13 protein-coding genes are annotated in these 12,662 nt (G+C 73.7%); 7 read left to right on the forward strand and 6 right to left on the reverse strand.

Annotated features, from left to right (window positions below):
- The first annotated feature begins 211 nt into the window (after positions 1–211).
- The 4 genes from ACIHEI_RS30335 (at position 212) to ACIHEI_RS30350 (ending at position 3,294) form a co-directional block, all read left to right on the forward strand.
- Complete coding sequence (locus tag ACIHEI_RS30335; protein WP_392944840.1) at positions 212–1,303, forward strand: LLM class flavin-dependent oxidoreductase; 1,092 nt, start codon at positions 212–214, stop codon at positions 1,301–1,303.
- Entirely contained in the window at positions 1,300–1,917 is a 618-nt protein-coding gene (locus ACIHEI_RS30340; RefSeq protein ID WP_396608954.1) for an FMN reductase, read from the forward strand. The genes ACIHEI_RS30335 and ACIHEI_RS30340 overlap by 4 nt, the downstream gene beginning before the upstream one ends.
- A 73-nt stretch (positions 1,918–1,990) precedes the next feature.
- Complete coding sequence (locus ACIHEI_RS30345; RefSeq protein ID WP_387635246.1) at positions 1,991–2,299, forward strand: GNAT family N-acetyltransferase; 309 nt, start codon at positions 1,991–1,993, stop codon at positions 2,297–2,299.
- Positions 2,300–2,487: 188 nt separating this feature from the next.
- Positions 2,488–3,294, forward strand: a complete 807-nt coding sequence (locus ACIHEI_RS30350) for a DUF1028 domain-containing protein (protein ID WP_396608955.1) — start codon at positions 2,488–2,490, stop codon at positions 3,292–3,294.
- A 44-nt stretch (positions 3,295–3,338) separates the two neighbouring features.
- On the opposite strand, the gene ACIHEI_RS30355 is transcribed toward ACIHEI_RS30350, so the two are convergent.
- On the reverse strand, positions 3,339–4,664 hold the full coding sequence (locus ACIHEI_RS30355) for an erythromycin esterase family protein (protein WP_396608956.1): 1,326 nt from the start codon (positions 4,662–4,664) through the stop codon (positions 3,339–3,341).
- 186 nt (positions 4,665–4,850) lie between these two features.
- The gene (locus ACIHEI_RS30360) at positions 4,851–6,002 is read right to left on the reverse strand and encodes a trans-sulfuration enzyme family protein (protein WP_387859428.1); all 1,152 of its coding nucleotides are present in this window, start codon (positions 6,000–6,002) and stop codon (positions 4,851–4,853) included.
- 112 nt (positions 6,003–6,114) lie between these two features.
- Between ACIHEI_RS30360 and ACIHEI_RS30365 the strand changes: the two genes are divergently transcribed.
- Together ACIHEI_RS30365 and ACIHEI_RS30370 are read left to right on the forward strand one after the other, a co-directional pair.
- Positions 6,115–6,594 (forward strand): Lrp/AsnC family transcriptional regulator, encoded by a 480-nt coding sequence (locus ACIHEI_RS30365; protein WP_387635235.1) that lies wholly within the window; start codon positions 6,115–6,117, stop codon positions 6,592–6,594.
- 234 nt (positions 6,595–6,828) lie between these two features.
- Complete coding sequence (locus ACIHEI_RS30370) at positions 6,829–7,263, forward strand: ATP-binding protein (protein WP_387635233.1); 435 nt, start codon at positions 6,829–6,831, stop codon at positions 7,261–7,263.
- Between the two features lie 153 nt (positions 7,264–7,416).
- Here ACIHEI_RS30370 and ACIHEI_RS30375 read toward each other — a convergent pair whose 3' ends face one another.
- Together ACIHEI_RS30375 and ACIHEI_RS30380 are read right to left on the reverse strand one after the other, a co-directional pair.
- Complete coding sequence (locus tag ACIHEI_RS30375; protein WP_396608957.1) at positions 7,417–8,580, reverse strand: alpha-hydroxy-acid oxidizing protein; 1,164 nt, start codon at positions 8,578–8,580, stop codon at positions 7,417–7,419.
- 88 nt (positions 8,581–8,668) lie between these two features.
- Positions 8,669–9,673: a LacI family DNA-binding transcriptional regulator gene (locus ACIHEI_RS30380; protein WP_396608958.1), complete on the reverse strand. Its 1,005-nt coding sequence runs from the start codon at positions 9,671–9,673 to the stop codon at positions 8,669–8,671.
- Between the two features lie 107 nt (positions 9,674–9,780).
- Between ACIHEI_RS30380 and ACIHEI_RS30385 the strand changes: the two genes are divergently transcribed.
- Positions 9,781–10,692 carry a helix-turn-helix domain-containing protein gene (locus tag ACIHEI_RS30385; RefSeq protein ID WP_396608959.1) on the forward strand — a complete coding sequence of 304 codons (912 nt, stop codon included), beginning with the start codon at positions 9,781–9,783 and terminating at the stop codon, positions 10,690–10,692.
- A 246-nt stretch (positions 10,693–10,938) separates the two neighbouring features.
- Here the strand turns inward: ACIHEI_RS30385 and ACIHEI_RS30390 are convergent, their stop codons facing one another.
- Positions 10,939–11,346, reverse strand: a complete 408-nt coding sequence (locus ACIHEI_RS30390) for an HIT family protein (RefSeq protein ID WP_396608960.1) — start codon at positions 11,344–11,346, stop codon at positions 10,939–10,941.
- 64 nt (positions 11,347–11,410) lie between these two features.
- On the reverse strand, positions 11,411–12,622 hold the full coding sequence (locus ACIHEI_RS30395) for a hypothetical protein (RefSeq protein ID WP_396608961.1): 1,212 nt from the start codon (positions 12,620–12,622) through the stop codon (positions 11,411–11,413).
- Between the last annotated feature and the right edge of the window lie 40 nt (positions 12,623–12,662).

The following is a 12,662-nucleotide window of genomic DNA, read 5'->3' on the forward strand; positions in this document are numbered from 1 at the left end:
CAGGGGCGCGGCCGGTGACGGTCCGCACCTGAAGGCGTGCACCAGGTAAGCGGAATGTCTGACCATCAGTCAACTCTGCGTATCCGATCAACTGCCGAGAGTGTTGGCGTTTCGGTCAACCGCCGAGGAATCCTGGCGGGAATAGGCCGGGGTGGCATCCCGTTGCACCGGCTGGTTGAATGTTGAATCAACCGAGAAGGAGTTGAGAGCGGTGCAGTTCGGCATCTTCAGCGTCGGCGACGTGACCACCGACCCCACCACCGGTCGGACCCCCAGCGAGCACGAGCGGATCAAGGCGATGGTCGCCATCGCGCTCAAGGCCGAGGAGGTCGGCCTCGACGTGTTCGCCACCGGCGAGCACCACAACCCGCCGTTCGTCCCGTCCTCGCCGACCACCATGCTCGGCTACATCGCGGCCCGTACCGAGAAGCTGATCCTCTCCACCTCCACCACGCTGATCACCACCAACGACCCGGTGAAGATCGCCGAGGACTTCGCGATGCTCCAGCACCTCGCGAACGGCCGGGTGGACGTGATGATGGGCCGCGGCAACACCGGCCCCGTCTACCCGTGGTTCGGCAAGGACATCCGCCAGGGCATCCCGCTCGCCATCGAGAACTACGCGCTGCTGCACCAGCTCTGGCGCGAGGAGAACGTCGACTGGCAGGGCCGCTTCCGCACCCCGCTGCAGTCCTTCACCTCCACCCCGCGCCCGCTCGACGACACCCCGCCGTTCGTCTGGCACGGCTCGATCCGCAGCCCCGAGATCGCCGAACAGGCCGCCTACTACGGCGACGGCTTCTTCGCCAACAACATCTTCTGGCCCAAGGAGCACTTCCAGCGCCTGGTCAACCTCTACCGCGAGCGGTACGCGCACTACGGCCACGGCACCGCCGAGCAGGCCGTCGTCGGTCTCGGCGGGCAGGTCTTCATGCGCAAGAACTCGCAGGACGCGGTGCGCGAGTTCCGCCCGTACTTCGACAACGCCCCCGTCTACGGGCACGGGCCCTCGCTGGAGGAGTTCACCGAGCAGACGCCGCTGACCGTCGGCAGCCCGCAGGAGGTCATCGAGAAGACCCTGAGCTTCCGCGAGACCTTCGGCGACTACCAGCGCCAGCTGTTCCTGATGGACCACGCCGGACTGCCGCTGAAGACCGTGCTGGAGCAGCTCGACCTGCTCGGCGAGGAGGTCGTTCCGGTACTGCGCAAGGAGTTCGCCAAGAACCGCCCCGCCGAGGTCCCGGACGGGCCCACCCACGCCGCGCTGGTGGCGGCCGGGCAGCAGGAGGCGGTCGCCAAGTGAGCGCGCTGAAACTGGTCGTGGTGACGGCGGGGCTCTCCGTCCCGTCCTCCACCCGGCTGCTCGCCGACCGCCTGGCCGGCGCCGCCGCCCGCGAACTGGGCGACGCCGGGCGGGAGGTGGACGTCCGGGTGGTCGAACTGCGGGAGCTCGCCCGGGACATCGCGGACAACCTGGTCACCGGCTTCCCGCCGCCCGCGCTGCGCGACGCCGTGCGGGCGGTCGAGGAGGCGGACGGGCTGATCGCCGTCACGCCGATCTTCTCCGCCTCCTACAGCGGGCTGTTCAAGTCCTTCGTCGACGTGCTCGACAAGGACGCGCTGACCGGCACCCCCGTGCTGATCGCCGCCACCGGCGGCACCGCCCGGCACAGCCTCGCCCTCGAACACGTGATGCGGCCGCTCTTCGCGCACCTGCGCGCGGTGGTGGTCCCCACCGCGGTCTTCGCCGCCTCCGAGGACTGGGGTGCGAACGGGGCGGACGGCTCGCTGGCCGGCCGGATCGACCGCGCCGCCCGCGAACTCGCCGCCCTGCTGGCCGGGCGGCCCGCCGCGGCGCACCAGGCCGAGCAGGTTGTGCCCTTCGCGCAACAACTCGCTGCGCTACGAGGACAGTGACGGGCCCTCGATGCCCTATCTTCCGACCGAGAGCCTCGACACCCAGGAACCCCGACACCCAGGAGCGTGCGCCATGGAACCCCAGGTCACCGACAACACCGAACAGTCCCGCTTCGAGATCACCACCGACGCCGGACTGGCCGGATTCGCCGAGTACCAGCTCCGCGACGGCGGGCAGATCGCCTTCGTCCACACCGTCATCGACCCGGCCTTCGAGGGCCAGGGCCTGGGCGGCAAGCTGGCCCGCGCCGTCCTCGACACGGCGCGCGAGCGCGGCCTGGGCGTCCTGCCGTACTGCCCGTTCATCCGCGGCTGGATCGCCAAGCACCCCGAGTACGTCGACCTGGTGCCGGAGGACAAGCGCGCCAAGTTCGACCTCTGAGCCGTCGCGCGGACGGCGGACGGCGGGTGCCGGGGACGAGACCGGCGCCCGCCGCGGCATTTCGCCCGTCGCGCGCGACCCTGTATGCCGCTATGCCGCTATGCCGCTATGCCGCGGAACTTGACGGAATGTGCCAAACCGGGACTCACCGTGGACGAAACGTTCCTGCACAGCTATCGTCGCCGCTCGTGACCTTCTCCATCGTCGCTCGGCACGGAAACGCCTATGGCGTGGCCGTGGCCAGCAAGTTCCTCGCCGTCGGCGCCCTCGTTCCGGCCGCCGAGATCGGCACCGGCGCCCTCGCCTCCCAGGCCTGGGCCAACCTCGCCTACCGCCCGCAGGGCATGGCCATGCTGCGCAGCGGCGCCTCGCCCGCCGACACCGTCGCGGCGCTGCTCGCCGCGGACGACGGGCGGGTGCACCGCCAGCTCGGCGTGGTCGGCCCGGAGAGCGCCGTCAGCTGGACCGGCGAGGAGTGCCTGCCCTGGGCGGGCGGGGTGTCCGGCCCGGACTACGCGATCCAGGGCAACATCCTGACCGGGCCGGAGGTGGTCGGCGAGATGGAGGCCGCCTGGCTGGCCTCCGCCGAACTCCCGTTCGCCGAGCGGCTGTTGGCCGCCCTCACGGCGGGTGACGCGGCCGGTGGCGACTCCCGCGGCCGGCAGAGCGCCGGGCTGTACGTGGTCGAGCCCGGCAAGGGCGTCGGCGGCTGGGGCGACACCTCGCACGACCTGCGGGTCGAGGACCACGCGGACCCGGTCGGCGAACTGCGCCGCCTGCTCGCCCTGCACGAGATCCTGCACGGCACCCCGGACCCGGACTCGCTGCTCGCGCTCGACGGCGAACTCGCCGACGAGGTCGGCGCGTTGCTCGCCAAGCTCGGCTACGACGAGCTCGACCGCTGGGCCGGGGTGGAGAACCTCGAGGGCCGCCTGGTCGAGGGCCGGATCGACCCGCTGGTGCTGAACCACCTGCGCACCGCCGCCGCCGGCTGACCGCGGCCGGGCTGGGGCGCAGCCGGGTCGGGGCGCAGCCGGGTTCAGGGCGTCAACTCCCTTGCGGCCGTCACCTCGTGCAGGTGGACCAGGACGTCGTAGGCCGCGCCGACGGCGAGTTCCCGCAGGGGCGTGGTGAAGGTGGTCCCCGCGTCGTACGTCGGGCGCGGGGTCGCCAGCCAGTTGCCCGCTGCGGCGGGCAGCCGGCGCAGCGGCACGTAGTAGTCGACGTGGCGGACCTGGTCGAGGACGTACTCGACGCTGCCGGGCGCGGCGGCCGGGAGGCTGACCGGCCCCCACGCGCCGCCCGCGCCGTCGCGGGTGGTGAGGAAGGTGCCGCGGTCGAAGGTGGTGCCGATCGCGGTGTAGCGGTCGCCGAGGGCCTGGCGCAGCTGCGCGCCCTGTGGGACGGGGTAGAGCTCCGGCATGGTGGAGGCGTAGCCGGCATGGCCGTTGTGCGCGGAGACCAGGATGCGGTGGCCGGTCCGCCGCTGCCACCACAGGACGTTGTGCGCCATGGCGCGGTCGCGGAGCTGCTCGGCGGCCGCGACCGTCGCCGGGTCGCCGGCGTCCATGGTGAGGAAGGCGAAGGTGTCGGCGATCACCCGGGCGTGCTGCTCGGCCCACGGGTCGCCCGCCGAGGGCGCCAACTCGAAGGCCTTGCGGGCGAGTTCGGCGTTGGCGCGGCGCTCGGCGACCGGTCGGCCGAGGTAGCCGAAGACGTCGTCCAGCGGGCGCAGCGGCGCGTACAGGTCGGTGAGCCGGGCCAGATCCTGGGGGCGGGCGAGGTCGAGGACGCGCTGGAAGACCCGGTCGCCGAGGGCGGGCAGGCCGAGGTCGTCGCCGAGGAAGTGGACGGGGCGGCCGGGGTGGCGGCGGTTGTGGTCCCGCATCCAGCCGATCAGGTCGGCGAACTCCTCGCGGTGCCACGGCGATCCGGCGAAGGCGCGGTCGGCGACCTGGCGGGCGTCGCCCTCGCCGCCCTGGAGGAACTCGTCGATCTCCAGGCCCGCCGTCCAGCTCGCCTCCAGGGCGAAGGTGGTGAAGCCGCGCTCCTCGACCAGGTGGCGGAAGAGCCGGTGCTTGAGCGTGAAGAACTCGTGGGAGCCGTGGGTGGCCTCGCCGAGGCCGACGACCAGGGAGTCGCCGATCAGGTCGCCGAGCGCCGCCAGGTCGGTGCTGCGGCCGCCGGGCGTGGTGGTGCGCAGCGGGTGCGCGGCGGCCTCCAGCTGCTTGACCACGAGCAGTTCCTGGCGGTCCGTGCGGTCGGCCGCAGCGGCGGCCGGGATGCGCAGCGCGGGGACGGCGAGGGCCGTGGTGGTGGCGGCGAGCAGGCCGCGCCTGCTGAGGTGCCGGTGGTGAGCCGTCATGGTCGTGTCTCCGTGTCCGGGCCGCCGGGTGCGGCCCTGGTAACGATCATGGTTCGGCGGGGCGGTGCGACGCGCTGGGGCGTGCCACCGGAAGGGTGCGGGGGAAATCCCCCGCACCGGGGGGTGGCTGCCCGGTGGGCCGACGTCACCGGCTCGGGGATGGCCGACGTCGGCCCGGGGGCCGTGCTACCGGAGCAGCGCCTTGGCGAGGTCCGCCTCCAGGTCGGCCGGGTCCTCCAGGCCGACCGACAGCCGCAGCAGGGCGGGGACGGGCTTGTGGGCGGCGGCGACCGGGCGGTGGGTGAGCGAGGCCGGGTGCTGGATCAGGGTGTCCACGCCGCCGAGCGAGACCGCGTGGGTGATCAGCTCGCAGTGCTCGGCGATCGCCGCCGCGTGCTCGAAGCCGCCCGCCGCCTCGAACGCCAAGGTGCTGCCGCCGCCGAGGAGTTGACGTCCGAGCAGCGGGGAGCCGGAGCGGCCGGGGTAGTGCACGGCCGTCACCTCGGGCTGCTCGGCGAGCCAGTCGGCGAGCCGGGCGGCGCTCTCCGAGGCGGCCCGCACCCGCAGCGGCAGGGTCTGCAGGCCGCGGTGCAGCAGGTAGCCGGCCAGCGGGTGCAGGATCGCGCCGGTGACGGCGCGGACCCGGCGCAGCCGCTCGGCCCACTCGGTGGTGCAGGCGACGGCGCCGGCCAGCACGTCGCCGTGGCCGCCGATCGACTTGGTCGCGGAGTGCAGCACCAGCGCGGCGCCGAACTCGGCGGGGCGCTGCAGCACCGGGGTGGCGAAGGTGTTGTCGACCATCAGCGGTGCGTCGCCGCACTGGTGGGCGATCGCGGCCAGGTCGACCAGGTCCAGGGTGGGGTTGCCGGGCGTCTCCACCAGGACGAGCCCGGTGTCGGGGCGGACGGCGGCGGCGACGGTGTCCGGGGTGGCCCAGGTGACTTCGGTGCCGAGCAGGCCGGAGTCCAGCAGGTGGTCCGAGCCGCCGTACAGCGGGCGCACCGCGACCACGTGCCGGCGGCCCTCCGAGGCGGCGGCCAGCAGGCAGGCGGTGAGCGCGGCCATGCCGGAGGAGAACGCCACCGCCTGGGCGCAGCCCTCCAGTTCGGCCAGCGCGTTCTCGAAACGGGCGACGGTGGGGTTCCACAGCCGCTGGTAGACCAGCCCGCCCTCGGCGGGCGGCCGTCCGCCGGTGGCCAGCGCCTGGTAGGCGTCGCCGCCGGCGGCGAGGTCGGGCACCGGGTAGGTGGTGGACAGGTCGAGCGGGGGGACGTGCGTGCCGAGGCCGGCGAGGTCGTCGCGGCCGGCGTGCACGGCTCTGGTGTCGAGTCGGCTCATGGCCGTTGATGGTGAAGTTGATGCCGCAAGAAGGCCAGAGGGACAATCGATCATTCGGTTCGGAGGGGGTGCGGTCTTGCGAATGTTCGACCCGGGCCGCCACGCTGGTGGCGTGCCGAACATTCCACGGGCCCGCGCGGCGCTGGACGAGACCGACCGGGCGATCGTCCGGGCGCTGCTGGCGAACGCCCGGATGGCCAACAACGCGCTGGCGGAACTGGTCGGGATCGCCCCGTCCACCTGTCTGACCCGGGTGCGGGCGCTGCGCGAGCGCGGGGTGATCCGCGGCTACCACGCGGAGGTCGACCTGCCGGCCGTCGGGCTGTCGCTGCAGGCGATGATCTCGGTGCGCCTGCGAGCGCACACCGTGGAGCAGAACGGCAGTTTCCGGGCGGCGGCGCCCCAACTGCCCGGGGTGCTGGCGGTGTTCCACATGGCGGGCAGCGAGGACTACCTGCTGCACGTGGCGGTGGCCGACCCGGAGGCGCTGCGCTGCTTCGTGGTGGAGCACCTGACGACGCATCCGGCGGTCGCCCAGACCCGCACCAACCTGGTGTTCGAGCGGATCCCGGGCGCCACGCCCGCGATCTGAGGTCCGATACCACGCGCCGTCGGTCGCCCCCGCCGCAGGAGCCGTGCGGGGGTGGCGAGTTGTGGCCACTGTCCACCATCCGCCGCCGCATCCGGGGCCTTTCGGCCTTACCGTACTGGTTGACGGTAATCTGTCCGGTCCGTCCGGACGGGGCAGGGCTGCCGAGCCCCCACGCGGCCGGACGACGGCGCTCCCGCTCCGACCCCGGTCGCCCCCGCTGTGAAGGGACCGACCATGGCTGTCGCGGACCCACCCCAGACCGTGCGGTACTGCCTGAGCCTGGCGACCGTACCCGCGTCCGTGCCCGAGGCGCGGCGCGGTGTGCGCGCCGAACTGGCCGCCCGCGGCCTGGACGCGGACCATCCGCTGACCGACACCGTGCTGCTGGTGGTCAGCGAACTGGTCACCAACACGGTCCGCCACGCGGCAGTGCGCTCGCCCCGTACCACCCTCCAACTGGACTTCGCGGCGGACGAGTTGACGGTCCGGGTGCACGACCGGCACCCGCACTGCCCGCACCGCCGGGAGACGCCGCACCCGGACGGCAGCGGCGGCTGGGGCCTGAACCTGGTGCACGAGCTGGCGCAGCTCGCCGGCGGCGGCACCGCGACGCTGGCCGACGCGGACGGCGGCGGCAAGACCATGCTGGTGCGGCTGCCGCTCGGCTGAGCCCGGGGGAGGGGAGTTGGCGCGGGGCCGGCGCCGTGTCCCGGCGGACGCCGGTTGGGAAGACGATCGGAGGACGACCCCGCGGCCCCACTCTGCTGCATGCTCTCTGTTATTGCAAGTAAGTCGCAATAAGGACCGTGACTTGCGACGGCCTCAGCAGCGGCGCAGCGCCCCCGGCACCCGCAGCGACTCCAGCGACGGATAGCCGTCCACCGCCATCAGCAGATCCGCCTCCGCCAGCAGCGACCGCAGCACGTGCACCACCCCCGCCTCGCCGCCCAGCGCCAGCCCGTACACGTACGGCCGGCCCACCCCCACCGCCGTCGCACCCAGCGCCAGCGCCTTCACCGCGTCCGCGCCGCTGCGCACCCCCGAGTCGAACAGCACCGGCAGGCCGTCCGCCGCCGCCACCGCCTCGGCCAGCGACTCCAGCGCCGGCAGCCCGCCGTTCGCCTGCCGGCCGCCGTGGTTGGAGCAGTAGACGCCGTCCACGCCCGCGTCCTTCGCCCGCCGGACGTCCTCCGGGTGGCACAGGCCCTTCAGGATCAGCGGCAGCGAAGTCAGCGAACGCAGCCATGGCAGGTCGTCCCAGGTCAGCGGGTTGCCGAAGATCTGCACCCAGTCCATCACCGCGCCGCGCGGATCCCCGTCCGGGTCCTTGAGCCTCGCCCGGAACACCGGGTCCGAGGTGTAGTTCGCCAGACAGTGCCCGCGCAGCTGCGGGAAGCTGCCACTGCCCAGGTCGCGCGGACGCCAGCCCGTCACCCAGGTGTCCAGCGTCACCACGATGCCCTTGAACCCGGCCGCCTCCGCCCGGTGCACCAGCGACTCCGCGAGCGCCCGGTCGGTCGGCGTGTACAGCTGGAAGAACCCCGGGGTGTCGCCCAGCTCCGCCGCCACCCGCTCCATCGGATCCACCGACAGCGTCGACGCGACCATCGGCACCCCCGTGCGGGCCGCCGCCCGGGCCGCCGCCAGATCCCCGTGCCCGTCCGGCGCGCACAGCCCCAGCACCCCGACCGGGGCCATGAACAGCGGCGACGCCAACTCCAGACCGAACAGGTCCACCCGCAGGTCCCGCTCCTTCGCGCCCACCAGCATCCGCGGCACCAGCCCCCAGCGCTCGAACGCCGCGACGTTCGCCCGCTGGGTGTGCTCGTCGCCCGCGCCGCCCGCCACGTACGACCACACGTCCGGCGCCAGCGCCTGCTGCGCCCGCTCCGCCAGGCTCGCGAACGTCATCGGGAGCTTGGGCGCGACGCCGAACAGCGCCTCGAAGTAGATCTCGTTCTGGTAGTCGCCGAACTGCGGGGCCATCCGCGCTCCTCAGGGCTGGTTTCCGGTGGCGGCCACCCTCCATCCGCTACCGGCGGGTAGTCAAGGGCTCGCCGTCACGGGCTTGCCCTCACGGACTCGCCGTCACGGGGTTGCCGCGCAGCACCAGCCGGGTCGGGACCGTCTCGGTGCGCGGCGGCGAATCGTCCCCGTCCAGCCGGGCCAGCGCCAGCCGCACCGCCGCCGCACCCAGCTCCGCCGGGGCCTGCGCCACCGCCGACAGCGGCGGATCCAGCACCTCTGCCAACGGCAGGTCGTCGAACGCCAGCACCGCCACCTCGCGACGGCCCGCCCGGCCCAGCGCCAGCACCGCACCCGTCGCCGCGTTCACGTTCGACGCGAACAGCGCCGTCGGCGGATCCGGCAGCGCCAGCAGCCGCAGCACCGCGTCCGCCGCGTCCGCCGCCGTCCGGGCATCCGCGACCAGCACCTCGTCGACCGGGACGCCGGCCTCCGCCAGCGCGTCCCGGTAGCCCGCCAGGCGCTCCCGGCGGGTGTACAGCTCCGGCGGCAGATCACCCAGGAACGCCACCCGCCGGTGCCCCGCGCCCAGCAGCTGGGCCACGCCCTCGCGGGCACCCGCCCGGTTCGACGACACCACACAGTCCGCGTCCGGCCCCGGACGGTCCACGAACACCAGCGGCACCCCCGCCGCCCCCGCCTGCGCCAACGCCTCCCCGCCCGCCGCCGGCACCACCAGCAACGCCGCCGTCCGACGCGCCAGGAAAGCGCCCACCACCTCCGCCTCACGCACCGGATCACCGCCCGAACACCCCAGCAGCACCGTCAGCCCACGCGCCCGCGCCGCCTCCTCCACCCCGCCCGCCAGCGCCCCGAAGAACGGATTGCCCAGATCCGGCACCACCAGCCCCACCGTCGAATCCGGGCCGCCCGTCCGAATGCTCCGCGCCAACAGGTTCGGCCGGAAACCCAACCGCTCCGTCACCGCCAGCACCCGCGCCCGGGTCGCCGCCGCCACCGGACCGTCCCCGTTCACCACCCGCGACACCGTCTTCGCACTCACCCCCGCCTCACGCGCCACATCGTGCAACGTCGAACGCCGCTCCATCCCCACTCCCCGTTCCCGTCCCGCCGGCCCCACTGTCCCGCTTTCCCGCCGACCGTACCGCCGCCCTCCCGGCGGAAGATCCACCGGAGGTAGCCTGGCTGCGGGTGGTGACCATGCGAGCCAGCGACAACCCGACGTCCGGGACGACGATCCCCGAGGTCCCCTTCGCCGCGCCACCCGGCACACCGGCCGGCGTCGAAGTACTGACCCTCGCCGAACTGCGCGCCCGCCGCGACACCGCCGCCGACCGCGCCTTCCACCGCCCCCAGCGGCCCGCCTTCCACCACCTCCTCACCCTCGACAGCGGCACCCTCCACCACACCGTCGACTTCACCGAACACGCCGTCCACCCCGGCAGCTGGCTCTGGGTCCGGCCCGGACAGGTCCAGCAATGGGGCGAACTCGGCGACGCCGACGGCACCCTCGTCCTCTTCGAACCCGGCTTCCCCGACCCCGCGACAGTCGCCGCCGCCCGCCTCGACGACCCCTTCGCCGCCGCCGTCCTGCACACCACCGGCACCTCGCGCGACGCCCTCCGGCACGCGCTCCGCCACCTCGAACACGAATACGCCTCCGGCGCCGACCTCCCCGCCGACATCCACCACGCCCTGCTCCGCCACCTGCTCGCCGCACTCCTGCTGCGCCTCGCCAACCCCGCCACCCCCTGCGGCAGCGCGACCGCCGAACCCGGCGAGACCTACCGCCGCTTCCGCCACGCCGTCGAACACCACTTCACCCGCACCCGCCGCGTCGAGGACTACGCCAAAGCCCTCGGCTACTCCCCCCGCACCCTCTCCCGCGCCACCCTCGCCGCCGCGGGCATCGGCGCCAAGGAATTCGTCGACCGCCGCGTGGTCCTCGAAGCCAAACGCCTCCTCGCCCACAGCGACACCCCCGCCGCCCGCATAGCCGACCACCTCGGCTTCGCCGACGCCGCCAACTTCGCCAAGTTCTTCCACCAACGCACCGGCACCACCCCCATTGCCTTCCGCACGGCGGTCCGTGGGACCGCGGAAGAGGCGTAACGGCATGCCTTCGGCGGGGTGGGGGATCGGGGAGTTGTGCGCCTTCCGCACGGCGGTTCGGGGCACTGCGGAAGAGCTGTAACGGCATGCCTCCGGCGGGGTGGGGGATTGGGGAGTTGTGCGCCTTCCGCACAGCGGTCCGTGGGACTGCGGAAGAGCCGTGAGCGGCACCAGCCAGACCTTGCCCGCGCAGCGTTGTCTTTCCGGTTCTCGACGGCGGTGGGGTGCTCGGGTGGGTGGGTGGGGTCAGAGGGCAGCGCGGATGCGGGCCGCCGTCTCCGCCGCGTGAGCGTTGTCGCGGTAGTGGGTGCGGGGCCAGAAGAAGCCGCGCAGGCCGTCCTTGGGGTTGCGGGGGACGATGTGGGTGTGCAGGTGGGGGACGGACTGGCTGATCCGGTTGTTGGCCGCGACGAAGCTGCCGGCGGCGGCCGTGCCGCGTTCGACGGCGGCGGTGAGCTGGCGGACGCGGGTGTAGTAGGGGCCGGTCTCCGCGTCGGTGAGGTCGGTCAGGGTGGGGACGTGGCGGCGCGGGATGACCAGCAGGTGGCCGGGGAACAGTGGCCGGTGGTCGAGGAAGGCGTGGACGACGTCGTCGGCGAGGACGGTTTCGACAGTGACTTCGCCGGCCACGACACGGCAGAACAGGCAGTCCATCGTCCCAGCATCACGGCCGGGGCGCGCCGCCGCGGGAAACGGCGCGCCCCGGCAGGACGTGCCGTCAGGCGTGTGCCCAGGACGGGGCGCTGACCAGCGCGACCAGCTGTTCCTGGCTGAGTGCCGGGGCGTCGCGGGTGACCTGGTAGTTGGGCCCGTACGTCCAGAGTTTGGCGGTCACCATGGTGCCGTCGGGGAGCAGCGCGCCGGCGATCACCTCGGCGCCCTGGGTGTCTTTGGTGCCGTCGGGCCCGGGGACGGGGATCTCCTTGACGTAGGACCGGGTTCCGTCCGGGTGCTCCTTGAAGCGCCCGTCGAATCCGGTGCTGCGGAACCTGGTGTCCGGGTCGGCGGGGAAGCCCCGCTGCCAGCCGTGTTCGACGGAGACGACCAGCTGGCTGGTGAGATTGGCGAGGGAGACGGTTCCGTGCACCCGTCCCGGGGTGTCCTGGGTGCCCGGGCCCGGGTCGAAGGTGGCGTCGGCGGGCAGCGTGGCGCGCAGGGCGGCGAGTACGGCGGGGCTGCCGACGGGTGCGGCGGGCGGCACGGTGGAGGCGCGGAGGACGGTGAAGGCCGGCCGCCAGGCGTCGGAGGTGGCCACGTCCAGCAGTCGTTCCTGGGTCAGCGGCGGCTGCTCGCGGGCCGGGTGGCCCGGGCGGCCGGAGGCGACCTCGGTGGCGTTGACGATCCGGCCGTCGGTGGTGGCGTACGTGACGGTCCAGACGCGGTCGCCGGCCTCCCAGCGCGGGGCGATGGTGGTGGTGATCAGGCGGGAACCGTCGGGGCGGGTGGTGAGTTGGCAGGTGGCGGTCGGCTGGTTGAGGGTGTCGGGGCACTGCAGGGCGGCGGCGCTGTCGCTGAGCGGGGTGGCCAGCCGGTCGATGGTCAGCAGGACCCGGGCCGGGCCGTTGCCGTCGTCGTACTCCAGCCAGCCCATCGGGGTGCGGCCGGGCTGCAGATCGTCGGGGGAGGTGCCCGCGGGGTCGATGATGCGGCCGTCGGCGGGCACCAGTGAGCTCAGAGTGTCGGACATGAAGGTCTGGCCGAGGGGCGATGCGGCCGGTGCGGGACGCGCCGGGGAGCGGTCGGGCAGCAGGGCCAGCGCGCACCCGGCCGCGGCGACCAGGGCGAGCGCGGAGGCACCGGCGGCCCGGCGGCGGCGCACCCGGGTGCGGCCGCGGCGTTCGGCGGCCAGCGCGAACAGTTCGGTGGACGGTTCGGGGGCGGTGGCGGCGGAGGCCCGCAGGGCGCGGGTGAAGTCCTCTTCGGAAGTCATCGGCATGCTCCAGAAACGGTGCGGAGGGAACGTCAGGGGT

It is taken from the genome of Kitasatospora sp. NPDC051984 (assembly GCF_044593455.1).
In the GTDB taxonomy this organism is placed as follows: domain Bacteria; phylum Actinomycetota; class Actinomycetes; order Streptomycetales; family Streptomycetaceae; genus Kitasatospora.